Consider the following 25,801-nt stretch of genomic DNA (forward strand, 5'->3'; position numbering starts at 1 on the left):
TAAATCTGTTAAACCATTGTAATGGTGTGAAATTAGGAGAAGGAGTATGTTTCATGAAAGGAATTCAACTTATATTTAAAGATTGGAAAGCGATGTGGCACCATAAACATGGACGTATCGCTTTAATTTTTTTATTAATCGTTCCTTTAATTTATTCAGGATTCTTTTTAGCTGGATATTGGGATCCATATGGAAAATTAGATAAATTACCTGTTGCGATTGTAAATTTAGATAAGGGTGCTGCGATGGATGAAAAAACAATTCATGCGGGAGACGATTTTGTAAGAAATTTAAAAGAGAATAAGGAACTAGATTTTCATTTCGTATCAGAAAAAAATGCTGATGAAGGGTTAAAAGAAGATAAGTATTATATGGTTGTTACGATTCCAAAGGATTTCTCTAAAAAGGTAAGTACACTTATGGATGAGAAACCAGAGCCAGCACAACTTCAGTACAAAGTGAATCCGGGTAAAAACTTTGTAGCAGCTCAAATTGGAACGACAGCTGTTGAAAATATGAAAACAAAAATTTCAAATAGTATTACGAAATCTTATACAGAAGGTGTCTTTTCAAAGTTTCAAGACTTAGCGCAAGGGTTGAGTGATGCAAGTAATGGCGCTGAGAAGTTACATGAAGGAACGATATCTGCAAGAAATGGGGCCAATCAGCTTGCAGATGGTATTCATCGTTTAAGTGACGGGACATCAAAAGTGAAAGAGGGAAGTGAAAAACTTGCTTTTAGCCAATCTGCCTTAACTGGCGGAGCAAATGAGCTGAGTCAAGGAGCGAACTCACTTCATAGCGGTATGGAATTATTAGCTCAAGGTGAAAAAACTTTACAAGCAGGGGTTAGTGAATTAAGTACTGGTACAAACGAATGGGTGAACGGAAGTGAGAAACTTGCTGAAGGGCAAGTGAAAGTGGACAATGCAGCAAGTAGTGTAAAGCAACAATTAGAAGAGTACGTGAAAAGTCATCCAGAAGTGCAGCAAGACCCTGCTTTTCAAAAAATCATTGCTACTTCTAACGGAGTAGCTAAAGCAACAAGCACTTTAAATAATAGCCAACAACAATTGACGCAAGGCGCGAAGAAGCTTGCTGACGGTCAACATAAGATTGAAGAAGGCATGAATACATTTGGAGTTAAGTTAAATGAGGCTACTACTGGAACGAAAAAGATTGCAGATGGTGCTGCGAATTTAGCTAATGGATTTACGAAGTGGGGAAGTGGATTTACATCATTACAAGAAGGTGTAAATCACCTTGCGAGTGGTGGAACAGAACTAAATCATGGTGCTGATCAGTTAACGAACGGACTTGTTAAACTTGACGATGGCGCGAAAGAACTTTCTACGAAATTGGGAGATGGAGCAGAGAAGATAGCGGATGTTCGCAATGATGATACACGCAATACGATGTTCTCAGAGCCAGTTCAATTAGTGAAGTCAACAGTTTCTGACGTGCCTAATTACGGTTCAGGTATTGCACCGTATTTCTTATCACTTGCATTTTATGTTGGCGGAATTATGGCATCGAATATTTTACCTCTTGGCCGTAGACAAAATATGAAAGTAAGCGGAACGGTACATTTTATTAATAAATTAGGATTAGTATATTTAATTGGACTTATTCAAGCATTACTTGTGGATGTGGTTGTGCTAGGAGTTATGAAATTAGAAGTTGCAAGTGTGCCACTCTTTATTTTATCAAGTATTGTTATTTCCTTTACGTTCATGACATTTATTCTCATGTTAGTAACGGTATTTGGTCTCGTTGGAAAGTTCTTAGCAGTAACGCTTCTCGTCTTGCAATTAGCGACGAGCGGGGGGACTTTCCCAGGAGAATTAAATATAGCTATTCTTAGCAAGATTGGACAATTTCTCCCAATGTCTCATTCTCTTAGAGGGCTACAAGATGTGATTTCTTTAGGAGATTGGTCGCAATTACAAATGCAAATTTTAATATTATTATGCTATCTCGTTGTTGCCGGCGGAATTGCTTGGATCACGAGTCATATACAACATAAGGAAACGAATGCAGAACAAGTTTCTTAAAATGAAAGAAGCTATCCGGTTTTTCGGATAGCTTCTTTTTTATTTGCGTTCCATTACCGCAAAGTAATTGTTTTCATTATCAGCAAAGTTGAATGCTCTACCTGTAGGTAAATCTACAACTTGTCCAACTGTAACGTTTTTCTCAGAAAGATCTTTATACAGTTGATCTAAGTTATTAGAGAAGAACATAAGTGAAGGTGTATGTAAGTTTAATTCAGGTTGCATCTTCGCAATTAACGCTTTATCGTGAAGGACGATGCTTGTGCCTGCATCTTTTGCTGGAGCGATTTCAATCCAGCGAAATCCTTTTCCATTATTTTCTTCAGTGATGATTTGGAACCCTACTTTTTCTGTCCAAAATTGTACTGTTTCGTCTTGGTTATTTACATATAACATAATTTGTCCAATTTGATTAATCATAGGTGTGTCCTACTTTCTTTTCTTGTATGGAATTCTATTATATCAAAGATATGGTTTGAATACTTTTTCATGATTTTTTCGAAGTACAATCTTCGCCCATTTCATATTCGTCGTAGGAGAAGGTCCTGTAATCCACGTATGAAATGGTAGTGTACTGCAAATGACCATTGCTGAAATTGAGATTGTGGCTGTTATTGTAAATAATAATAGGCTATATAATATTGTGTTTTCTTGCAGTGTGAATAAAGAAAGAAATTTTGTACATAGTTGCAAGAAGAAAAAGTGAGCTAAATAAGCACCATATGTGTAATTCCCGATAAAGCGTAAAGCTTTATATAAAAAACCGCGTCGCTGTACGATTGTAATAGAAAGCACGTAAAGTATAATAATTTCGCATACGATATATAGAAACATAGACGGTTTTAAATAAGTCGAAACGGTTAAATGAATAGAGTTTGCTCCGTAAAAACTAAATAACTCATAATTGATGAATAAAAATAAGATAAAAAATAATATTGTAATAAGCGGGATATGTTTCATGACAAATGTACGCCACGTTTTTAGTGCGACAGCAGCGATTCCTCCCATGACGAAATAGAATGAGTAGAAGAAGAAAGAACGGTCTGTATAATGTAAAATGGTTGAGCTAGTCAATTTTTCTCCATTAAAAATGTAGTGAGAAGAATACCACATTAAGAGGAAATATAGAGAAGCAAAGATGGTCATATATTTATATATGTCTTTTTTATTTTCTGTTCGTTTTTGAAACCAATAAAATAGTGTGCACAGCAAAGGAAACAATAAATGAATTTGGAACATCATAATCACGTACCAAAGATGGGGTGCGGCTGTTCCGAGTAATAAATTTTTTATTCCACTTTGTAGTGTAATCATATCGTTTGTTGTTAATAAGTAAAGAATAGACCAGAAGAAGTAAGGAATGAGTAAATGTGCGGCTTTTTCATAAATATATTCTGTGTAGGCTAGTTGCTTCGTATATTGCCGAATTAAGTGAAAGCCGACGATAAATATGAATGCAGGTGCTGAAAATTTTGCAAGGTTGAATAGCATGCCCATAATGAGGGATTGCTCAAGTAAGACATTTCCTTGGTTCATTGTATATAATAAGGAACTTTGCAAAACAACAGCAAGGAATGCAATGCTTTGTAAAACTTTAAATTCTGGTGCGCTTTGATTCATTAGGTCCATCTCCTTTTCCATACATGATTATAGTACGGAGAATGGATAATGAGTGTGGAATATTTGTGAAGATTATAACAAATTTGTGGCGGAATGGATTAACAACAAAAAAAGAGGATGCTCGTTTGGAGCATCCTCTTTCTATTTATTAAGCAAATTTGTTTTTGATCCAGTTCTTACCTTCTACAAGGCGAGCTGTCATTACGGCACAAGCGTTATCTGCTGTTACGTTTAACATCGTTGCAGGAGGATCAATGATTGTACTGATTGCCGCGATAATTGGCAATGCTTCTGGCGGGAAGCCGTATAGAGAAACGATTAACATTTCACCAATCATACCGCCGCCTGGAATAGCGCCCATTACTGTTCCTACTAATAGAGAAACAACAAGTGCGATTGCTAATGTTTTCGGTCCTTCGAATTCCATGTTGAAAATACCGAATAAGAAAGCAATTTTTAATACGCCGCCTAAAACAGAGCCGTCTTTATGAAGTGTAGATCCAAGAAGGACAACTGTTTCACGAACGTCAGAAGAGATACCCATTTTCTTCGTTGCTTCCAAGTTAGCTGGAATACTAGCAGCACTACTACAAGTTGCAAGTGATGTAACTGTAGGAGAGACCATGTTCTTCCAAAATACTTGTACACCTTGTTTGCGACCTGCAAGGTATGCATAGAACGTGAAGAATACAAAGAAGTAAATTAGTGATGCTGGATAGTATACCATTGCTGCTCGGAAGTAAGTTCCAAGAAGTTGTGGTCCGAATTCACCAACTAATGCTGCGAAGTAAGCAGCAAGTCCGATTGGAGCGTAGTACATAATGAAAGATACAACTTTCATTGAAATTTCTGCACCAGCTTGTAAGAATGTAGCGAATGGTTTTCCTTTTTCACCAACTGCTGAAGTTGCAACCCCCATTAAAATAGAGAAGAAAATAAGAGCTAACATATTTTCACGAGATAGTAACTTCGAGAAATCAGATACTGTTATAATACCAACAATTTGATCTGCAACACTAACTGCTTTTTCAGCTTTATCAGGCTGCGTTAGTTCTAATACGACACCTTGTGCTGGCGGGAATACTTTCACGACAATAATCATAAAAATAGCAGCTAAAATACTTGTAAATAAGAAAGTTCCAGCCATACTAGACATAATTTTACCGAAACGTTTTAATCCATCCATATTAGCAATAGATGACGCGATGCTAAAGAACACTAAAGGTACAACAATCGTAAACATTAAGTTTAAGAAAATGTCACCAAGCGGCTTTAAAGCAACTGCATCGGCACCCATGAAATAACCAATGAAACCACCAATTAGGATAGAAGATAATAAAATAAGCGGAAAGCGATATGCCTTCATAAATGTATCCTCCTATCAATTAAAAAAATCATACTGAATTATTATAGCGAGTTAGAGTCCTCTTTACTAGGAGAATAATGATAGATGGAATAGCGTGAAAACCGAGAAATTTTTGTTTTTAAGCTCGGCATACAGCAGGAAATCTAGACATATATATTTGTAACCTAGTGGTGGCAAAGGATGCACTGTAACTTAGGTTTGGAAAAAGGGGGAGGGAAAAGGGATGAATATTTTACTTTGCTGTGCAGCGGGAATGTCTTCCAGTTTAATTGTTACGAAAATGGAGAAAGCAGCAGAGGCAAGAGGAATAGAGGTAAAGATTTGGGCAGTATCAGGTTCTGAAGTAAATAGTCACATAGATGAAGCTGATGTACTTTTACTTGGACCACAAGTACGTTATTTATTACCGAAAATGAAAGAGTTATGTAAGGAGAAGGGAGTACCTGTTGATGTCATTCAATCTGTCCATTACGGACTTTGTAATGGAGAAGCTATCTTACAAGCAGCTTTGTCAATGAAACCATGAGGAGAGTGGGATAGATGATACGGTTTTTAGAGAGATATGTAATGCCAGTAGCAGGGAAGGTTGCAGAACAGAGACACTTGCTAGCGATTCGTGATGGACTTGTATTGACGATGCCTTTCTTAATTATAGGATCATTTTTCCTCATCATTAGTGCTTTACCAATACCAGGTTATAATGATTTTATGGCCGGTTTGTTTGGGGAGAATTGGCAGAGGGCTTTGGGGTATCCAGTTAGTGCAACTTTTAATATAATGGCTTTAATAGCTGTTTTTGGAATCGCTTACAGACTTGGAGAATATTATAAAGTGGACGCTTTAGCATCCGGGGCATTGTCGCTTGTGACGTTTTTACTTGCGACGCCATTTCAAGTTGCATATATTATACCAAGTACAAAAGAGAGTGTACTTGTAGAAGGTGCTATCCCAGCTGCATTAATGGGAAGCCAAGGGTTATTTGTAGCAATGATTATTGCACTTATATCTACTGAGCTTTATCGGTTTATTGTACAAAAAAAGATAATTATAAAGATGCCAGAGACAGTTCCGCCAGCTGTAACACGTTCATTTGCCGCACTTGTTCCAGGATTTATTGTTGTAACGGTTATTTGGATTTTACGTTTAATTATAGAAAATACTTCTTTTGGCAGTATCCATAATATTGTGGGGCAAATTTTACAGGAACCACTTAGTGTACTTGGTGCTAGTCTTTGGGGCGCAATAATAGCTGTTATTCTCGTTCATGTTCTTTGGTCATGTGGAATTCATGGAGCTACTATTGTTGGTGGTGTAATGAGTCCCGTTTGGTTGTCGTTAATGGATCAAAACCGAGTTGCTTACCAAGCAGGGCAAGATATACCAAATACGATTACTGCACAGTTTTTTGATTTATGGATTTATATGGGCGGTTCCGGTGCAACACTTGCTTTAGTTGTAGGAATGTTATTATTTGCCCGAAGTCAGCAATTAAAAAGTATAGGTCGATTGTCAATTGCGCCTGGTATATTTAATATTAATGAGATGGTAACTTTTGGGATGCCAATTGTCATGAACCCAATTTTATTAATTCCATTTATTTTGGTTCCAGTTGTGTTAACAATTGTTTCTTACTTTGCAATGGAATGGGGATTGGTTGCTCGTCCGAGCGGAGCTGCTGTACCTTGGACGACACCGATTCTGTTTAGTGGATATTTAGGATCGGGCGGGAAACTTTCAGGTGTTGTTTTACAACTTGTTAACTTTGCGCTTGCATTCTTCATTTATTTACCGTTCTTAAAAATATGGGATAAACAAAAAGTAGCGGAAGAAAAGGGGGAGTAAAGAACTAAAATGGATACGATAGAAACGAAGGCTTTTCATTTGATTTTGCATGGGGGAAATGCGCGAAGTTGTTCAATGGAAGCAATTGATTGCGCAAAGCGTGGGGAATTTATAGAAGCAGAAGCTAAATTACAAGAAGCGTTAGAGGAATTAAAAGAGGCGCACCGTGTACAAACGGATCTCATACAAAAAGAAGCTGGTGGTGAAAAGACTGAAGTTACCCTTCTGATGGTACACGCGCAAGATCATTTAATGAATGCGATTACGGTGAAGGAATTAGCGAGTGAATTTGTAGAATTATATAAGAAGATGTCAGTGGATGAATGAACCTTGCGTATGCAAGGTTTTTTTATGTTGTATAAAGAGACAGTTATGATGAAACAAAAACCACTTACGCAGGATTATATTTATCATTACCAATTTTATGTAAAAATGAAGTTGTAAAGGGGGTGGGAAATAGATGAAAGTTCACATCGAATTGGACCCATCACAAAAAGAAGTAGAAATTATTATAAAGACAAGCGAAGTAACAGATGAAATTCAGCAGATTTTAAAAATAATTGAAGGAGGGAATGTAAATCAAATTGTCGGTGTATTAGATCAGCAGTATTATTTATTATCTTTAAATGATATTTTTTGGTTTTATACAGAAGGAAGAAAAGTTATGGCGAAGACAAGGAAAGGGAGTTTTGAAGTGAAGGCTCGTTTGTATGAATTAGAGGAACAGTTAGCTGGAAAGCGGTTTGCTAGATTTTCTAAGTCAATACTTGCAAATTTAGGGCATGTTCAAAGCTTTGAAATGTCTTTTAGTGGCAGTATGTGTGCTCATTTTTCTAACGGAATGAAAGAATATGTTTCGAGAAAATATGTACCGCTTATTAAAGAAGCTTTAAATATAGGAGGAGGTTAAAAGATGTTTGATAGAATTGTTAATAAAATAGCCTTTGGACTCGGGATGGCGATGTTATATAGTTTGTTGTTTTTATGGATTGGTTATATGAATGGAATTGAGGAAATGAATCTAAAGATGTTAATTGTTTATTTACTTACAGCCAATATAGTAGGACTTATCTTTTCTTTCGCTTCATTTATTTTTGAAAAAGAAGAATGGAGCATATTAAAGCAGACGATGATTCACTTTATTGTTTTACTAGGAACATTTTTACCTATAGCGATTTGGATTGGTTGGGTTCCGAATCGTTTTGGTCCGATTCTTATTTGTATAGGAAGTTTTATTGTTATTTACTTCATTATATGGTTTATGATGACGGTATATTGGAAGCGAAAGATCGCGAAATTAAATCATCGATTAAGGTGAAAAAGATATATATGTTTCTGTACCATCAGTGGAATATTCGTTCCACTGATGGTAGTAACAATCCTCCTTTTTACAAATGAGTAAGGTTGATATTTAATCGGTAGTAACAATCTCCCCTATACCACGAATTAGTTTTTTTATATTCATCTCATTTGGTTTTAATATACTCACGATGTAATCAATCGCTATTTGCGGTTCAACGGTCGTACCACACGTATAACAGTCAATGGCTGCAAAGTTTTTTTCTGGATAAGTGTGAATAGAAAGGTGGCTTTCTGATAGTAAAACTAAAACAGTAACACCGTGCGGTTCGAATTCTTTTGCACTTACGTTTAAAACATGTGCACCTGAGCGATCCGCAGCGGTAACTAGATGATATTCTAAAAAGTGAACATCATCTAATAGGGAAAAATCCACTCCCCATAAATCTACTATTATATGCTTACCGAAAGTAGAGTATTCCATAAGGTAGCACTCCTCACTATAATATCGTTAAAACTCCATTTCTTTTTTATAACACTGATGTAGGATAAGGTTTGATTCTGAATTTAAAAGGGCAAGGTTACGCTGTTCGAGATGTTCTTCTTTAAATTGAAATAAGGGAGAAAGGAGAGAAGGTAATGTTTGAGGAGTTGGTACAACGTATAATTGCTCAATTTGATCGAGTACATAGTCAGAATTAGCTGCAATATGAAATCCCCAGTCAGTTCCGAAAGAAGGTACGATTGTATGATAACTTTTCACAGTTAATCCAGCATGTTCAATTGTGTTACCAATGCTCCAGTATACTAGAGGTGCATCAGCAGGTGAATTAGATTGACAGACGAACGCGCCACCTTCTGTTAAAAACGTAGCGATACGAGCGAAAAGTTCACTTGTATATAAAGTACTTAACAACTCTGTCGCGGGGTCTGGAAAATCAATAATAATTACATCGTATAAAGAGGAAGGAGAATTCAAAAATTCTTTTGCATCGCATACGTGTGCATTCACACGATTATCAAAAAATGCGCTTTTGTTCAAAGAAACTAATTCAGGAACGTCACGAGCCATATCAATCATCGATCCATCTAAGTCAACAAGGTCTACATGTAGCACAGTTTCATATTTCAAAACTTCTCGTAAAGCAAGGCCATCGCCACCACCTAATATGAGAACACGTTTTGGGTCAATTACTTTTGACATAATCGGATGCACAAGGGCTTCATGATAAATTTGTTCGTCAACGGAACTGAATTGTAGTTGTTTGTCTAAATATAAACGGACGTCGCTTACTTGTAACAAAGTAATATTTTGATAATTACTTTGTTCTGCAAATAAACTTGTATGCTCGCCATTTTCTATCTGTTGTAGAGAAATTGCATCCCATACATCTAAGTTGTGTGAACTTGTTTCTATTATAGGTTCCAATTGTTCCTGTTTGTCTTGTTTGTCTCGTTTGTCCTGTTTGTCTTGTTTGTCCTGTTTGTCTTGTTTGTCCTGTTTGTCTTGTTTGTCCTGTTTGTCTTGTTTGTCCTGTTTGTCCTGTTTGTCTCGTTTGTCCTGTTTGTCTTGTTTGTCCTGTTTGTCCTGTTTGTCTTGTTTGTCCTGTTTGTCTTGTTTGTCTTGTTTGTCTTGTTTGTCCTGTTTGTCTTGTTTGTCTTGTTTGTCCTGTTTGTCCTGTTTGTCTTGTTTGTCTTGTTTGTCTCGTTTGTCCTGTTTGTCTTGTTTGTCTTGTTTGTCTCGTTTGTTCTGTTTGTCTTGTTTATCTTGCTTGTCCTGTTTGTCCTGCTTGTCCTGTTTATCGTGTTTGTCCTGTCTATCCTGCTTGTCCTGCTTAATCTCTATTTCCTCTTGTTCTAGTTCAAATTTGTCAGAGTCTAATTCAGAACGCTTTTCTTTTTTATAGCTTGTTATTCTATAAATCTTTATTTTGTTCTGTTTTCTATGTTTTGGCATAGGAATCCCCTTTCGAATTGTGTTATTTTATTCTATTCTATGTAATTTAGTAGAGTTTGATTGGACAATAGATAGAAGAGTGTGTTCAAGAGAGGTTTATTTTTTACTAGATTTTCACTTTGAAAAAATTTTTTTAGTGTTTTTTGTTTTAAACACAACTAGACAACTAAACACTAATCTATTTTCATACAGTTATGTGTTAAAAGCGTGTTGTTTTATAACACACTGTGTGTTTTTCAGGTGACACACTAATTGAAAGCGTTAACACACAAAGAAAACAGTCGAAAAAGTGCTGATTTTAGTGGTTTTAAAAAGTTGGCACGCTAATTGCATTAATAAATAGCGTAAAGAAAAATAAATAAAACATAAATTTTTTATACTACACAAGGGGGATTTTCAAATGAATATTTTATTATGTTGCTCAGCAGGGATGTCTACAAGTTTACTAGTTACAAAAATGGAAGCGGCTGCAAAAGCTCGCGGTCTAGAAGGAAAGATTTGGGCTGTATCTGGGGATGCAGTAAAAACAAATATCGATCAAGCAGATGTATTATTACTAGGACCACAAGTTCGTTACATGCTTTCTTCAATGAAAACGCTTGCTGATGAGAGGAACGTTGGAATCGACGTTATCAATCCAATGCACTACGGCATGATGAATGGAGAGGCAGTTTTAGATCACGCATTAACACTTAAAAAATAATTAGGGGGGAAGCAAAATGCAAAAGTTTATTGCATTCATGGAGAAATATATTGTTCCTGTTGCTGGTAAAATCGGATCGCAACGTCACTTAGCTGCGATCCGTGACGGATTTATTGCAGTTATGCCACTTATTTTAGTTGGTGCACTGGCATCACTAATTAATGGTTTTCCATCTGAAGCTTTCCAAGATTTCATGAAAGGTTTGTTTGGTGAAACGTGGAAACAAGTTGGCGGTGGAATGTGGACTGGTTCTTTTGCAATTCTAGCACTAATCATAGCATTTACAACAAGTTATAACTTAGCAAAATCTTACGGCGTTGATGGTTTGTCAGCAGGTATTATTTCATTTGGTGCGTTAATTATTCTTACGCCAACAACACCGAAAGAAGGCGGATTGAACTTAGCTTGGACAGGTGCACAAGGGTTATTCGTAGCAATTATTGTGGCACTCCTTGTTACTGAAGTATTCCGTTTCTTTGTACAAAGAAACATTACTTTTAAAATGCCTGATGGAGTACCACCAGCAGTTTTAAGATCTTTCGCAGCTATAGTTCCAGCATTTGTTATCTTAACAGTAGTTGCAGGTATTCAATTAGCAGTGAAATTAGCTGGTACAAGTGTTCATGAATTTATCTTTAATACGATTCAATCACCACTGCAAAGTTTAGCAGGGACATTACCAAGTGCAATTGTCATTGTACTCCTTGTTCATCTTCTTTGGTTCTTCGGTTTACATGGTCCAAATATCGTTGGTGGTATTATTGAGCCATTATACTTACCGGCATTAGAGAAAAACATGAATTTATTCAAAGGTGGTACATCTGCATTTGATGTTCCAAACATTGTTACAAAACCATTCTTTGATACTTTCGTATATCTTGGTGGTTCTGGTGCAACATTAGCGTTCTTAGTGGTCGTATTACTTGTAGCAAAAAGTGCACAATTACGCGGTGTATCTCGCTTATCAATTGGACCAGGTGCATTCAATATTAACGAACCAGTAATCTTTGGTACACCAATTATTTTAAATCCAATTTTATTCTTACCGTTTATCATAACACCAATTGTATTAGTAATTACTTCTTATACAGCTATATCTATTGGTTGGGTACCAAAAACAGTTGTGATGATTCCATGGGCAACACCACCAATTATTAGTGGTTATCTTGTAACAGGTGGACATCTTTCAGGTGCAATTCTACAGTTATTCAACTTTGTAATTGCGATGGCAATCTATTATCCATTCGTAGTATTATGCGACCGTTCTGTTGTTCGTACTGAAAAAGCAGCAGCACAAGGAAATAACAACTCTGTACCTATGTAACATAGTAATTGTTCTCACAGATAACATTATCTGTGAGAACAATCACCTTTATATCATGTTCAAAAAGATGAGACCCATCTACAAGAACACCAAACTATCATTAATAAAATAATAATTTAATAGAAATGTTCAAACTGAAGGGGTATTTAAATCGGTTGAACCATAATAGAGAGGGCGGTAATTATGATGACTACAGCAGAACAAATTCCATTCCAATTAATTTTAAATAGTGGTAATGCACGAAGCTTTGCAATGGAGGCGCTTCAATTTGCCAAACAGGGGAAAATGGCAGAGGCTGATGAAGCGATGGTAAAGGCGAAAGAAGCGATTAATGAAGCGCATCATTTCCAAACAGAGCTCATACAATCAGAAGCAAGAGGAGAAAAAACAGAGATTAGTGTTCTTTTAATTCATGCACAGGATCATTTAATGAATGCGATTACAGTAAAAGAATTGGCAGCAGAATTTATCGACCTTTATAAAAAGTTAGAAGCGAAAGGGGAATAAAGCATGACTGGAATTAAAATTGCTACAATCGGCGGTGGATCTAGTTATACACCAGAGTTAATTGAAGGATTTATTAAGCGTTATGATGAGCTTCCTGTTCGTGAAATTTGGTTAGTAGATATTGAGGCAGGAAAAGAAAAGTTAGAAATCGTTGGTAACTTAGCGAAACGTATGGTGAAAAAATCAGGTTTACCAATTGAGGTACATTTAACACTTGATCGCCGTGAAGCATTAAAAGATGCTGATTTCGTAACAACGCAGCTTCGTGTAGGTTTATTAGAAGCTCGTGCAAAAGATGAAGCAATCCCATTAAAATATGATGTAATCGGTCAGGAAACGAATGGTCCTGGTGGTTTATTCAAAGCGCTGAGAACGATTCCTGTTATTTTAGATATTTGTAAGGATATGGAGGAGCTTTGTCCGAATGCATGGTTAATTAACTTCGCGAACCCAGCTGGTATGGTAACAGAAGCTGTTCTTCGTTATACAAATATTCAAAGAGTAGTTGGTCTATGTAACGTTCCAATCGGAATCCGCATGGGTCTTGCAAGATTACTTGAAGTAGATGCAAGTCGTGTCCACGTTGATTTTGCAGGTTTAAATCATATGGTATACGGACTAGATGTATACTTAGATGGCGTAAGTGTAATGGATCGTGTGTTAGAGCTTGTAACAGATCCAGAAAAGCAAATTACGATGGAAAATATTGCAGCGCTTAACTGGGAGCCAGACTTTATTCGCGGCCTTCGTGCAATTCCATGTCCATACCATCGTTATTACTACAAAACACGTGAAATGTTAGAAGAAGAGAAAGAAGCTTCAGTTGAAAAAGGTACACGTGCAGAAGTAGTAAAACAATTAGAAGATGATTTATTCGAGTTATATAAAGACCCGAACTTAGATATTAAACCACCACAATTAGAAAAACGTGGCGGCGCTTATTATAGTGACGCAGCATGTAGCTTAATTACGTCTATTTACAATAATAAAGGTGATATCCAGCCTGTTAATACACGAAACAACGGAACGATTGCAAGCTTACCACATGATTCGGCTGTTGAAGTGAACTGTATTATTACGAAAGAAGGTCCAAAACCAATTGCAGTTGGAGATCTTCCGGTACCAGTTCGCGGTTTAGTACAGCAAATTAAATCATTTGAGCGCACAACAATTGAAGCTGCTGTTACAGGGGATTATCATAAAGCGCTGCTTGCTATGACAATTAATCCACTTGTACCATCAGATAAAGTTGCAAAACAAATTTTAGATGAAATGTTGGAAGCACATAAAGAATATCTTCCGCAGTTCTTCAAAAAGGTAGAGAAATAAAGCGGCGCTATTTAGCCCGCTTTTTTTTAATCTATTAGGAGGTATTACGATGATTAAGTTAATTGTAAACGCAGATGATTTCGGTCTTACAGAAGGTACAAATTACGGTATTATTGATGGACATATAAATGGACTTGTAAATTCAACGACGATGATGATGAATATGCCTGGAACAGAGCATGCGGTACGTTTAGCGAAAGAGTATAACCTACTCGGAGTAGGCGTACATCTCGTATTAACAGCGGGGGAACCACTTCTTGGAGACGTACCATCACTTGTAAGCATCGATGGATCATTTCATAAACAAAGCGTCGTATGGGAAGGGAATGTAAATCCAGAAGAAGTTGAGAGAGAGTGGGCTGCTCAAATTGAGAAATTCCTATCTTACGGATTAACACCAACTCATTTAGATAGTCATCATCACGTGCATGGATTGCCGATCTTGCACGATGTTCTTGAGAGATTAGCGGCTACATATAATGTTCCGATTCGTCGTTGTGAGGAAGAGCGAGCAGTACGCCCGTTTTCTGACGTGTTTTACAGTGACTTTTACGCGGATGGTGTGACGGAAGATTACTTTGTGAAGTTAAAAGAAAGAGTACAAGGTGAACAAACGGTAGAAATTATGGTTCATCCAGCTTATATTGACCCAGAGCTTGTGAAGCGTTCTTCTTACGTAATGGATCGTGTGAAAGAATTACGTATTTTAACAGAGAGTAAGTTGCCTGAAGGAATAGAGCTTGTGAAGTTTTAATAGAAAAACGACGGCTACATAATGCCGTCGTTTTTTCTATTTACAAAATGGATAGAACGTATCCGCCAAAGGCTCCAAGTATAACGATAACCCAAGGTGGTGTTTTCCAAAAAGCGAGCAAGCAAAATAGAAGAGACGCAAAAACAAAATCTACAGCGTTCATAATTGTGCTTGTCCAAATAGGGTCATAAAAAGCTGCTAATAAAATACCAACAACGGCTGCATTGATTCCAAGTAGTGCCCCTTGTATGAAAGATATTTTTCTCACACCGTTCCAAAATGGTAAAACACCAATAACGAGTAAGAAAGCAGGAAGAAAGATCGCAATTGTTGCGAGTATGGCTCCAAGCGTACCGTTTAACACTGCTCCTATATAAGAAGCGAATGTAAATAGTGGGCCTGGTACGGCTTGTGTTAATCCGTATCCAGCTAGGAACTGTTCTTTCGTCATCATGCCGTTTTGTACGAACTCACCTTCAAGAAGGGGGAGTACGACGTGTCCGCCTCCAAATACAAGTGCACCAGAGCGATAGAAACTATCAAATAAAGCGATGTAATAAGAGAATGGTCTTAATATTGGTAGCAGCAGTAATAGTCCGAAGAATAAGACGAGACAAGAAACTGCTATCTTTTTTGAAATAGACACTTTTATATGTTGAGATTGGCTAATTGGTTGGTTGCGATATAAAAACCAGCCGATAAAGCCAGATATTATAATGAGGATGACTTGTGTCCAGCTGCTTGGCCATAATAAGGCGATTGCGGCAGTTACAATAGCAAGCGTCGCACGATTTCGGTCTGGCGTTAATTTTTGTGCCATTCCCCATATGGCATGAGCAACAATAGCGACTGCTACAAGTTTTAGTCCATGAATCCAGCCAGCGCTTCCGAGATTGAACTGATTAACGAATGAAGCGAAGAAAACCAAAACAAGCACAGACGGTAAAGTGAATCCGATCCATGAAATAATAGCTCCTAATACCCCGCCTCTTAATAATCCAACCCCCATACCAACTTGGCTGCTAGCAGGACCAGGAAGGAATTGACATAGTGCCACTAAATCTCCATAGCTTCGTTCATCCATCCATTTTCTTTTTTTTACGTATTCGTGGTGGAAATAGCCGAGATGGGCGACAGGACCACCAAATGAAGTAAGTCCTAATTTAAATGAGACGAGAAAAATCTCTAATAATGTGCGAAAAGTGTATTTGTTATTTTCCAAAATGCCCTCCTAGAATGTTTTCCTAAGTGCATTATACAAGAGGTAGTAAAGCAAAAGGAACGATTCTAATGTAAAGATTGTGTGAATCTTTTCTTCGTAATTAAAACTTGAAAAAGTCATAAATGATTATGTATAAACCATAAAGTAGTAGAAGTAGTGCTGGGAAATTTATATAAGGAGAATGCCCGTATGACAACACATTTCTTTGCGAGGTTAACAGGAAAGAGGGAAATACCTCCTGTAAATACAGAAGCTTATGGTGTAACAGAGTTTATATTTAGTGCTGATTTAAAGAAATTACAATATCGGATCATATTGAAAAACATCGAAAAAGTTACATCATGCCAAATTCATTTAGGAAAAGCGGATCAAATTGGCCCAGTTGTTTTAAATTTGTTTGGTCCGCTAAAGCAAGGTATTAGTGTAAATGAAGGAGTCGTGACCGGTGTAGTCAATGTAGAGGATTTTGAAGGCCCTTTACAGGGAAGAGCGTTTGATAGCTTACTTCAAGAAATCATTCAGGCGAATGTATATGTAAATGTTTATACGAAGTCCAATAAGAAGGGTGAAATCAGGGGGAGAATCAGAAAAGTAAAGAAGTAGAAAAAAGGCTGTCCATATTTTGGAACAGCCTTTTCTGCTATAAGGTGCAAATTTTAGCGGTTATTGTCGGTAAATCGATATGTTTAAAAAACTGCCTCGATTAATTTTTTACAGGCTGATTTTTAATGAAGAAGTCCATGATATAAAACACTTCATCATCAGGTATTTGTATTTCAAATGTATTTTCAATTGGTTGTAATGCTTTTTTCACCTTCATATACATCCAGTATTCATCTTGTCTTCGTTTCTCCTTATCTGGATGTGGGAGGAGGCTTTCTCCTTTTTGAAGACGGTCAACCATACAGCTCATATGCAGAATCACACCCATTAAGCTGTCAGGAGTTAGCTGTAAGGAAATTAATTCTTGAATTGTATTTAATGCGTAACGAATTGTTTTAATAAGTAATGCTCCGTCGTTCCGCTGCATTTGTTGTTCAAGAATATCAGCCATTTTTGCATATGTTTCTTCATACGTAATTAATTCTTGAATTGGCTGAATCGCTGTGTAGTTTACAATGTCTTGGAAATGATATGTTAAGCATGGAACTTGCACATCAAAATTTGTGACGATACAAATGATATTCCGCTCTTTTTTTATGTTCTCTATCATTTTCGTTAAATCTTTTTCATGGACGATACTAATCGGAATAATTTCAATTAAGTCTTTGTCAAATCGCAAATAGTTCTCTAACATTTTTTGAATAGCTAAAGCGCTGCCTTCACCAGTTAAACAAGCTGTTAAAATAACAGACTTCATTGGTGATAGTGGCTTTTTCTTTTCTTCTTGTACGTTTAAGTAAAACGGTGTTAAGTTCTTCACTGTTTCATATAATGCATCTAACGAGTAGCCAAGCTGTGCTTTTCGAGCTGCTTCTAGTGCATGTGGAGTGCTTGTCATGGAAAGAACACGTACCGGAATTTTGAACTCGGTTTCTAATATATCCCCAATATAAGCGAGCGAGCCCATATCAACGAGTAAGAGAAGTCCATTTACATTTTGGAGTGTTTTCATATACACTTTCACACGCTCTAAGAAATCTTTCGGCGATTCATGTAACGGCATATCAATACCGGTTACTTCCTCAATGCCGAGAAGTTCGTTTGCGACGTTTGCCATTTCTGTTGCGATGCCGTTACCGTGCGCTAATATTAATACTTTTACTTCTGTTTGTGAGGCAGGAATTGGATCAACAACGAAGAACATTGTTAAAAAGCCTGCTTCATCAATAGGCATTGTTATTTGTAATTCATCCTCCAGTAGTTGAATGCATTGCATAGCTACGGAAAAAGCTTCTTTATATTTCGTACGAATTTGATTTAATTGTGGGTGATGAATTTGTTTCCCAGCCTGCAAACGTTGTAGAGTTGTCTGTACATGTAAGCTTAAAGCGAGAAATACTTTTTCATCAAACGTCTTAGATAAATGTTTTTCAGCAAGTTCCGCAATTCTTTCACAAACGGAAACGATATTACGATCCACAATTTTAAAAACATTTTCATGACTTGTTTTTTTGGACATTTGGTTAAAATATTGTACGAAAAAGCTTTGTAGATCATTTTCTATGAGTAATTCTAATTCGTCCTCTTCAATACCACGAGCTTGAAGTTCTTCATATTTGTAATCAATATAATCGTAAATAGAAGACTGTTTTTCATTTTCTATTTTATGATTACTCCAACCTTCATTACCTGTAAATATAAATGTTTCATTCGGTATTTGGTATAGATGACGGCTCTTTCTTTCAATGAATAGCCCCTCTTTCATATACCAAGGTAAATCTGTACTTGAAACATGGACAGAATCACGTTTCTTTGTCACGAAGTCAGAATAGGCTTTTGCGCAGGCAATTTGTACATCCGTTTTTAATTGACCGATGTTATTGGGACAATTGTAAAAGACGAAAGCTCGCATTGCATTCGGACTAACGTGAATTTCTTTTCGCAGACGAATTGCTTCATTTGTGAAAAATAGTTGTAGTAAAGCGAAGCGTTCTTTATGCGTACGCTCACGAAGTGGTGGCAGCGTAACAGTCATCGGGATACGTCTTGTAAATGTTTTTAATAAAAATGAATTTGGTTCTTCTGTTGTTGCAGTAATGATTAATACTTGTGCTTTACGTTCGTTTTCTGTTTCTCCAAGGCGGCGGTATACCCCGCGGTCAATAAAGGTGAAAAGCATTTCTTGTCCCTCTGGAGGAAGACGATGTACTTCATCTAAGAAAAGAATTCCTTCATGTGCTTTTTCAATTAACCCTTTTTGATCACTTGCCCCTGTATAAGCTCCTTTTTTAATCCCAAATAACTGCCCGAGTAGTAGCTGTGGATTATTTGCGTAATCAGCACAGTTAAAGACGATAAATGGTGCATTTTTAGGAAGTTGTTCAACTTCAATTGCATATTCGTGCATTAAAGAAGCGAACATAGATTTTCCGACTCCTGTTTCTCCGAGCAGTAAAGTATGCATACCGTTTGGAGGATAGAGAATAGAGGCTTTCGCTTTTTCAATTGCGATTTTAAGGCTCGTATTTTCAATTGCAAATGTATCTAATGAAGTTACTTCTTTTGAATGCGTTTCCAATGAAGCGTTCGTTTCTATATAAAAACGAACAGGACGCGTATTTGTTTTTAATAAACGTTTATCTTTTACAAGTTTGTTTAAGTCGCTACTTACATTTGCGCGATCTAGTTGCAACAGGGTAGCTAATTCTAATGCGGTTACACCTTCTGTATAATTGCCTTTTTGTATTGCGTTAAAAATGAGATCTATTCGTTTCATTTCTATTCACCTCGAAACTTCATCACTATTTAAAATTTTACACAAAAATGGGAAGGGTGGGAAGAGAAAAATAAAACAGCTTTAGCACATAGGCACTAAAGCTGTTACAATCTTGTGTCTTTCCAAAAGTTCACTTCGAGGTGGGAAGATGGATTATAGGGAAGAAGTTTGTATCCTTGTGACTGTAAATAATCAATTACTTTGGGCAGTATTTGTACGGTTACACTCGAATCATGCATTAAAATTACTTCGACTTGTTCATCACTCTGATTACGTACTCTTTCTAGTATGGCAGAAGGATTGTCATAGCTTTTCCAGTCATATGTATCGATTGTCCAATCCCACATTTTATACTGGGCGGATACAAGTGCATCACGGTAATTCTTTTTTAAGTAAGGCATGCTACCATACGGGACACGAACGAGATGTGTATTTAATTTTGTAACCTGTTGAACAATATTTTGTGTTTGTTCCATTTCTGTAATTAAAGCGGATGGATCACCAGTGTAAAGTCGTTTTACATCGTGTGACATACTGTGAAGTCCGATATAATGTCCGTCTTTAATTAATCGTTGCATTGTCTTTTTATAATGTGGCACTTTGCCACCAATAACAAAGAAAGTTGCTTTTCCGTTCTTTTCTTTTAAGATGTTTAAAATTTGCGTAGTATATTTGTTTGGTCCGTCATCAAATGTTAAGTACGCGATTTTTTTGGTAGAAGAGGTAGTTTCAGTATTTGGATGATGTTCAGCAGGAATCATTGTAGTTGCCCCTGCATGAGATGACGCATACATAGTAATCGTTAAAAATAAAATAATGTATTGAAATACTCGCTTGATCATAACATTCACCCTCAGTTTGACAATCAAGATGTAAAAAAGAAAATATAATCCTTTTCTTATTATGTATATCTTTCTCCAATAGTGGGACTCTCAAACAAACTATATTTTGGAAATATGAAATGAGGAGTAAAAAATAAAAAATAGCATCCTCTTATAAGAAAGAGGATGCTATTTGAATATTTCATAATAGTAAAGGCTATACTACAATTAGTCTTCGCGTTTTTTCACTTTTTTATAAAAGGAAATAAGTGGTTTGTAACGTTCATGTACAAGCCCGATTACTTCAGCAATAATCTCTGTAAAGAAGATTAAAACGAAAAGAAGAATAATGGATAACCATAATGTCGCACTAGAGAAAATGATTGCATTTACACTAAAGAAAATACCGAATGCGTATATAATTAGTACCGTTTTACGATGAGAGAAGCCCATTGCAAGTAAACGGTGATGTAAATGCGATTTATCTGGTGCTGAAATAGGTTTTTTATTTACGATACGGCGGATAATTGCAAATGTCGTATCAAATACAGGTACGCCTAAAATAATAACTGGAACAATAAAGCTGAATAACGTTACACTTTTGTATAATCCAAGTAACGATATAACAGAAATACAGTATCCTAAAAATAGTGCGCCTGTATCTCCCATGAAAATTTTTGCTGGATGGAAGTTGTAGAATAAAAATCCAATTGTACTTGCTAATGTAATTAATGCTAGTGGTAAAATAATAGCAGCTCCAGTGCCCCATGGGCTAGTGAAGGCCATATATGCTAGCGTTGCAAGTACGATAGATGAAATACCAGCTGATAACCCATCTAAGCCATCAATTAAGTTGATTGCATTTGTAATACCTACAATCCAAAATACTGTAATTGGATAAGCAAGCCATCCAAGTTCAGTATCCCCAAGGATTGGAATATATAATACTTGCACTAATAATCCACTTTTTACAATCATCATGGCAACTAATAGTTGTCCACCGAATTTTACCTTCGCAGATAACTCGTACATATCATCTAAAATACCGATGATTACAATGATAATCGCACCTAGCGTTATCGATAACATTCTTTGTTCATATAAGCCGCCAACAACAAATCCTACAGCTACACCAATAAATATCGCTAATCCGCCAAGACGAGGCATGATCTTTTGGTGTACTTTACGCGCGTTTGGCTTATCTGTTGCTCCTATTTTAAAAGCTAACTTAATAACTAAAGGAGTAACGACGAGTACAGTGATGAAAGATGCCAAAATGGCATAAATCACTTGTGAGTCCATTAATACCCCACCCTTTTATAGTCTAACGTAATTTTTTTAAAATGTATTTATCTGAAAATTATGATGTTTATTTACAGGCTCATAACATATGGTATCACAAAAAGATTAGAATTCAATCTTTTTTTCTTTGTACGGTAAATGGAAGCAGCTAGAATATATGACAATTGTATACAGAATATTGAATCGTTTGAGAAGGTTAATCGTATTGGACTTTAGAATATGACATTTTCTCTTTTTCTTCGATAATGAATATTTTTATTTCAGTATTATAAGTGTTACACGTAGAAATGAGTAAGTTCCGTGTTAAAATGTGGGAATTTATCTGCATGAACGGGCAGTAAGGCTTCCACCTCAAAATTCAGTTGAGGCAAAGAAATTAGGGGGAACCTTAATTCTTATAAAATCTCGATTGGTTTAACTAATAATGAGTCGGGGATGGGTGCCCCTCATTGAATAAAATTTCATTTTATATTCTTGCATGTAATTTTACAAAAACTTAAAAAAGAATGGAAAAAGTAATTCATATAATAAAGAAGTAAAAGAGTTTTCTCATTTTTAATGTGAGAGGGGGAAGCACAGGAGAAATTCTATGTATTCGTATATTTTCTATTGTATATTCCTGTGCGAAAAGGAAATGAAAATTACGATAATAGGTACCGGATACGTTGGGTTGATTACAGGAGTAGGGTTGGCAATGTTAGGCCATTCAGTCACATGTTTTGATATAAATGATGAGAAAATTGAACGGATAAAGCAAGGGAATCTGCCTATTTATGAAGCGGGTTTATATGAATTAATAAATGATGCATGTGAGAATGAGTGTTTAACTTTTACAACAAGCAGAGTAAAAGCATTTTACGATGCAGAATTTATATTTATTGCAGTTGGAACGCCATCTTTATTAGATGGGACAGCGGATTTAACATATATTCGAAGTGCTTGTGACGATATCGGAACATATGCGACGAACGACATTATTGTCGTTACGAAAAGCACGGTTCCTGTAGGTACAAATGATGTTATGAGGGGATGGATTGAGGAGAAATTACAAAATAGATATGAATTACATATCGTATCGAATCCAGAATTTTTACGAGAAGGTTCAGGGATTTACGATTTTTTTCGGGGAGATCGTATTGTAATTGGAGCAGATAATGAGGAAGCGGCACGAAAAGTGGAGAATTTATATAGTGAATTACGCTTAAAAACGTATGTTACAGATATAAAAAGTGCAGAGATGATTAAATATGCATCGAATGCTTTTTTAGCGACAAAAATTAGTTTTATCAATGAAATTTCAAATATATGTGAGAAGGTAGGAGCCAATGTATTAGACGTTACACAAGGGATGGGAATGGATAAGAGAATTGGGGCGTCTTTTTTAAATGCGGGCATTGGTTACGGGGGATCGTGTTTTCCGAAAGATACGAAAGCCCTTGTGCAGATTGCAGGGAATGTGGCGCATGATTTTCGCTTGTTAAAAGCGGTCATTGAAGTGAATAATAAACAACAGTTGTTATTGATTGAGAAAGCGAAGAAAGTATTAAATATGAACAAGAAGCGGATTGCGGTGCTGGGAGCTGCATTTAAACCGAATACTGATGATATAAGAGACGCACCGTCCCTTATTATGATACGAGAATTAATTCATATAGGTGCGGATGTAGTTCTATATGACCCAAAAGCGATTCCAAATATGAAAAATATCTTTGGAGAGACTATACAATATAGCGAATGTATAGATGAATCGATTAGAGGAGCGAGTGCGGCTTTTATCATAACAGAATGGGAGGCTATCCGAGCTTATCCGTTAGAAAAGTACGCACAACTTATGAGAAAGCCTATTTTATTCGATGGAAGAAATTGTTATACTAATGAGGATGTCAAGAAGCAAGAGATAGATTATTATTCGGTTGGCAGAGAAAGTATTTGTAAGAGGGACTTTTCCGTTATTCGTTAAAAAGGCATGTATTCATGTGTATTCTTATATGTCATAATAGAATTTGTAATTAGTGAAAGAAAAGAGGCAATGAAATGACTGAACGTTTAAAAGTAATGACAATTTTCGGGACACGTCCAGAAGCAATTAAAATGGCACCTCTTGTGTTAGAGTTGCAAAAGCATCCAGAAAAAATTGAATCGATTGTGACAGTAACAGCACAACATCGTCAAATGTTAGACCAAGTATTAAGTATCTTTGGAATTACGCCAGATTTCGATTTAAATATTATGAAAGACCGCCAAACTTTAATTGATATAACAACGCGTGGTTTAGAAGGTTTGGATAAAGTAATGAAAGAAGCAAAGCCGGATATTGTACTTGTACATGGTGATACAACGACAACATTTATTGCAAGTTTAGCTGCTTTCTATAATCAAATTCCAGTGGGTCATGTTGAAGCAGGACTTCGTACATGGGATAAATATTCTCCATACCCAGAAGAGATGAATCGTCAATTAACAGGTGTAATGGCAGATCTTCATTTCTCACCTACAGCAAAATCAGCAACGAACTTACAGAAAGAAAATAAAGATGAGTCACGCATTTTCATAACAGGAAATACAGCGATTGACGCACTAAAAACGACTGTAAAAGAAACATATAGTCATCCTGTACTAGAGAAACTTGGAAATGATCGTCTTGTACTTATGACAGCTCACCGTCGTGAAAACTTAGGAGAGCCAATGCGTAATATGTTCCGTGCAATTAAGCGTCTTGTTGATAAGCATGAAGACGTACAAGTTGTGTATCCTGTTCATATGAACCCTGTTGTTCGTGAAACAGCGAATGATATTTTAGGCGATCATAGCCGCATTCATTTAATTGAGCCGCTAGATGTAATTGATTTCCACAATGTTGCAGCTCGTTCATACTTAATGTTAACTGATTCTGGTGGTGTACAAGAGGAAGCGCCGTCGCTTGGTGTACCGGTTCTTGTTCTTCGTGATACAACAGAGCGCCCAGAAGGTATTGAAGCAGGTACATTGAAATTAGCAGGAACAGACGAAGAGACAATCTTTGGTCTTGCTGATGAGTTGTTATCAGATAAAGAAGCTCATGATAAGATGTCAAAAGCATCTAATCCTTATGGTGATGGCCGTGCATCAGAGCGTATTGTAGAAGCAATTTTACAACACTTTAATAAGTAAATAAAAAAGAGCCAAATCGTATGCGATTTGGCTCTTTTTATTATTGCTGATTTCTCATAATCCACTCTGCATGAGCATTCGTAGAAGGAGGTGGCTCAGTTGGTGTTTTGTCCTGATTCGGATTCGTTTCTTTCTTCGTTTTTTCGTTAGAGTTTGAAGAAGGATTTGATTCGGTTTTTGTTGCTGGATCTTCTTGAGTGTTTGCTGTTTCTCCTAATTCTTTTTTAATTTCGTTACGTAATGTCTCTACACCGATTGGATCTGGAAGGAAGTAATAAATACCACCTATTTTTTTGTCTTCTCCTTCAAGTTTGAACGTTTGTATTGTAGAAGGATCAAACCCAGATATTTTATTGTAAAGTGCAAGTCCGTCAGAAATAGGAATGTCAGTTTTTATATATTTTCCAACGACTGCCGTTAAATCTTTAATTTTAAATACGGTAGAGGCTGAATTTAGTTTTTGAGCAACAGCGGCTAGTAACTGTCTTTGTCTAGCAGCCCGACCATAATCGCCGTTTGGATCCTGCTTTCGCATACGGACGTATGCGAGGGCTTCTTCCCCATTTAAGTCTTGTTGTCCTTGCTTAAATTCGATTTTTTTGTAGTAATCCACGTCCGAACGCTCCCAAAAATCGAATGGGACATCAACAGTAACACCGCCAACAGCATCAACAATACCTTTAAAGCCTTGGAAATCAATTTTAATATAATGGTCTACAGGAACTTTTAGAAAACCTTCGACAGTTTTGATTGCCATTTCTTCTCCGCCGTAAGCATGCGCAGCGTTAATTTTGTCCTCTTTGTTCTTACCAACAATTGGAACGCGACTATCACGAGGGATACTCATAAGCGAAATCTTTTTAGTCTTAGGATTGACTGTCGCAAACATTAATGAATCTGTACGCCCATTTTGACCGTCCGTTGCATAATCTTCTATACCCATAATAAGGAGTGTAAAAGGCTCCTTTGTAATTTCTATATCTTCGGTTCGCAAGTCCGATTTTTGACGAGTAAAACCACTATACATCCCCATGAGAGAAGAGTAGGAATTTAATAAATAAAGTCCTACACCACCAAATAAAAATACGAAAATAAGGAAGTAGAAAAACTTTCTTCTTCGTTTCTTTTTTATTCTGCTATTTTGGAGATGATAATAACGTTCTTCCATATAT

Annotated in this window: 24 protein-coding genes; 14 read left to right on the forward strand and 10 right to left on the reverse strand. The window is 36.5% G+C overall.

Annotated features, from left to right (window positions below; translation table 11 throughout):
• The first annotated feature begins 53 nt into the window (after window positions 1-53).
• Window positions 54-2,054 (forward strand): YhgE/Pip family protein, encoded by a 2,001-nt coding sequence (locus tag FS742_RS21860; protein WP_144615062.1) that lies wholly within the window; start codon window positions 54-56, stop codon window positions 2,052-2,054.
• 39 nt (window positions 2,055-2,093) lie between these two features.
• On the opposite strand, the gene FS742_RS21865 is transcribed toward FS742_RS21860, so the two are convergent.
• From FS742_RS21865 to FS742_RS21875, 3 genes are all read right to left on the reverse strand, one after another.
• Window positions 2,094-2,474, reverse strand: a complete 381-nt coding sequence (locus tag FS742_RS21865; protein ID WP_144615064.1) for a VOC family protein — start codon at window positions 2,472-2,474, stop codon at window positions 2,094-2,096.
• Window positions 2,475-2,516: 42 nt separating this feature from the next.
• Window positions 2,517-3,674 carry an acyltransferase gene (locus tag FS742_RS21870; RefSeq protein ID WP_144615066.1) on the reverse strand — a complete coding sequence of 386 codons (1,158 nt, stop codon included), beginning with the start codon at window positions 3,672-3,674 and terminating at the stop codon, window positions 2,517-2,519.
• Window positions 3,675-3,822: 148 nt separating this feature from the next.
• Window positions 3,823-5,040, reverse strand: a complete 1,218-nt coding sequence (locus FS742_RS21875) for a dicarboxylate/amino acid:cation symporter (protein WP_000649366.1) — start codon at window positions 5,038-5,040, stop codon at window positions 3,823-3,825.
• Between the two features lie 223 nt (window positions 5,041-5,263).
• On the opposite strand from FS742_RS21875, the gene FS742_RS21880 reads away from it, so the two are divergent.
• From FS742_RS21880 to FS742_RS21900, 5 genes are all read left to right on the forward strand, one after another.
• Complete coding sequence (locus tag FS742_RS21880; RefSeq protein WP_001023539.1) at window positions 5,264-5,566, forward strand: PTS sugar transporter subunit IIB; 303 nt, start codon at window positions 5,264-5,266, stop codon at window positions 5,564-5,566.
• Window positions 5,567-5,580: 14 nt separating this feature from the next.
• Window positions 5,581-6,882: a PTS cellobiose transporter subunit IIC gene (celB, locus tag FS742_RS21885; protein WP_144615068.1), complete on the forward strand. Its 1,302-nt coding sequence runs from the start codon at window positions 5,581-5,583 to the stop codon at window positions 6,880-6,882.
• A 9-nt stretch (window positions 6,883-6,891) separates the two neighbouring features.
• Entirely contained in the window at window positions 6,892-7,209 is a 318-nt protein-coding gene (locus tag FS742_RS21890; protein WP_144615070.1) for a PTS lactose/cellobiose transporter subunit IIA, read from the forward strand.
• Window positions 7,210-7,342: 133 nt separating this feature from the next.
• On the forward strand, window positions 7,343-7,792 hold the full coding sequence (locus FS742_RS21895) for a LytTR family DNA-binding domain-containing protein (protein ID WP_088092411.1): 450 nt from the start codon (window positions 7,343-7,345) through the stop codon (window positions 7,790-7,792).
• 3 nt (window positions 7,793-7,795) lie between these two features.
• Entirely contained in the window at window positions 7,796-8,200 is a 405-nt protein-coding gene (locus FS742_RS21900; RefSeq protein ID WP_088082114.1) for a DUF3021 domain-containing protein, read from the forward strand.
• Between the two features lie 93 nt (window positions 8,201-8,293).
• On the opposite strand, the gene speD is transcribed toward FS742_RS21900, so the two are convergent.
• Together speD and FS742_RS21910 are read right to left on the reverse strand one after the other, a co-directional pair.
• Entirely contained in the window at window positions 8,294-8,665 is a 372-nt protein-coding gene (gene speD / locus FS742_RS21905; RefSeq protein ID WP_088092412.1) for an adenosylmethionine decarboxylase, read from the reverse strand.
• A 27-nt stretch (window positions 8,666-8,692) separates the two neighbouring features.
• Window positions 8,693-10,138 (reverse strand): polyamine aminopropyltransferase, encoded by a 1,446-nt coding sequence (locus FS742_RS21910; protein ID WP_144615072.1) that lies wholly within the window; start codon window positions 10,136-10,138, stop codon window positions 8,693-8,695.
• Between the two features lie 400 nt (window positions 10,139-10,538).
• Between FS742_RS21910 and FS742_RS21915 the strand changes: the two genes are divergently transcribed.
• The 5 genes from FS742_RS21915 to chbG all read left to right on the forward strand — a co-directional run bounded on the left by FS742_RS21915 (window position 10,539) and on the right by chbG (window position 14,755).
• Window positions 10,539-10,841, forward strand: coding sequence for a PTS sugar transporter subunit IIB (locus FS742_RS21915; RefSeq protein ID WP_001023569.1), 303 nt, complete (start codon window positions 10,539-10,541; stop codon window positions 10,839-10,841).
• A 16-nt stretch (window positions 10,842-10,857) separates the two neighbouring features.
• Window positions 10,858-12,165: a PTS cellobiose transporter subunit IIC gene (gene celB, locus FS742_RS21920; protein WP_087959271.1), complete on the forward strand. Its 1,308-nt coding sequence runs from the start codon at window positions 10,858-10,860 to the stop codon at window positions 12,163-12,165.
• Between the two features lie 183 nt (window positions 12,166-12,348).
• Window positions 12,349-12,672: a PTS lactose/cellobiose transporter subunit IIA gene (locus tag FS742_RS21925; protein WP_000989050.1), complete on the forward strand. Its 324-nt coding sequence runs from the start codon at window positions 12,349-12,351 to the stop codon at window positions 12,670-12,672.
• 3 nt (window positions 12,673-12,675) lie between these two features.
• A complete protein-coding gene (celF, locus tag FS742_RS21930) occupies window positions 12,676-14,001 on the forward strand; it encodes a 6-phospho-beta-glucosidase (RefSeq protein ID WP_000145757.1) in 1,326 nt (441 codons plus the stop codon).
• A gap of 49 nt (window positions 14,002-14,050) precedes the next feature.
• Complete coding sequence (gene chbG, locus FS742_RS21935) at window positions 14,051-14,755, forward strand: chitin disaccharide deacetylase (RefSeq protein WP_144615074.1); 705 nt, start codon at window positions 14,051-14,053, stop codon at window positions 14,753-14,755.
• A 40-nt stretch (window positions 14,756-14,795) separates the two neighbouring features.
• Here the strand turns inward: chbG and FS742_RS21940 are convergent, their stop codons facing one another.
• The gene (locus FS742_RS21940) at window positions 14,796-15,977 is read right to left on the reverse strand and encodes a chromate transporter (protein WP_144615076.1); all 1,182 of its coding nucleotides are present in this window, start codon (window positions 15,975-15,977) and stop codon (window positions 14,796-14,798) included.
• 189 nt (window positions 15,978-16,166) lie between these two features.
• Here FS742_RS21940 and exsM point away from each other — a divergent pair, with 189 nt between their 5' ends.
• Window positions 16,167-16,580, forward strand: a complete 414-nt coding sequence (gene exsM / locus FS742_RS21945; protein WP_144615078.1) for an exosporium regulatory protein ExsM — start codon at window positions 16,167-16,169, stop codon at window positions 16,578-16,580.
• A 100-nt stretch (window positions 16,581-16,680) separates the two neighbouring features.
• Here the strand turns inward: exsM and FS742_RS21950 are convergent, their stop codons facing one another.
• From FS742_RS21950 to FS742_RS21960, 3 genes are all read right to left on the reverse strand, one after another.
• Window positions 16,681-19,356 (reverse strand): sigma-54-dependent transcriptional regulator, encoded by a 2,676-nt coding sequence (locus FS742_RS21950; RefSeq protein ID WP_144615080.1) that lies wholly within the window; start codon window positions 19,354-19,356, stop codon window positions 16,681-16,683.
• A gap of 104 nt (window positions 19,357-19,460) precedes the next feature.
• The gene (locus tag FS742_RS21955) at window positions 19,461-20,198 is read right to left on the reverse strand and encodes a polysaccharide deacetylase family protein (RefSeq protein ID WP_144615082.1); all 738 of its coding nucleotides are present in this window, start codon (window positions 20,196-20,198) and stop codon (window positions 19,461-19,463) included.
• A gap of 207 nt (window positions 20,199-20,405) precedes the next feature.
• Window positions 20,406-21,479, reverse strand: coding sequence for a glycosyltransferase family 4 protein (locus FS742_RS21960; protein ID WP_000378314.1), 1,074 nt, complete (start codon window positions 21,477-21,479; stop codon window positions 20,406-20,408).
• A gap of 589 nt (window positions 21,480-22,068) precedes the next feature.
• On the opposite strand from FS742_RS21960, the gene FS742_RS21965 reads away from it, so the two are divergent.
• Together FS742_RS21965 and wecB are read left to right on the forward strand one after the other, a co-directional pair.
• A complete protein-coding gene (locus FS742_RS21965; protein ID WP_144615084.1) occupies window positions 22,069-23,439 on the forward strand; it encodes a UDP-glucose dehydrogenase family protein in 1,371 nt (456 codons plus the stop codon).
• A 74-nt stretch (window positions 23,440-23,513) separates the two neighbouring features.
• Window positions 23,514-24,629 (forward strand): non-hydrolyzing UDP-N-acetylglucosamine 2-epimerase, encoded by a 1,116-nt coding sequence (wecB, locus tag FS742_RS21970; protein WP_144615086.1) that lies wholly within the window; start codon window positions 23,514-23,516, stop codon window positions 24,627-24,629.
• A gap of 40 nt (window positions 24,630-24,669) precedes the next feature.
• On the opposite strand, the gene FS742_RS21975 is transcribed toward wecB, so the two are convergent.
• Window positions 24,670-25,797, reverse strand: coding sequence for an LCP family protein (locus FS742_RS21975; protein WP_144615088.1), 1,128 nt, complete (start codon window positions 25,795-25,797; stop codon window positions 24,670-24,672).
• Window positions 25,798-25,801: the final 4 nt, after the last annotated feature.

It is taken from the genome of Bacillus cereus, assembly GCF_007678085.1.
In the GTDB taxonomy this organism is placed as follows: Bacteria; Bacillota; Bacilli; order Bacillales; family Bacillaceae_G; genus Bacillus_A; species Bacillus_A cereus_BE.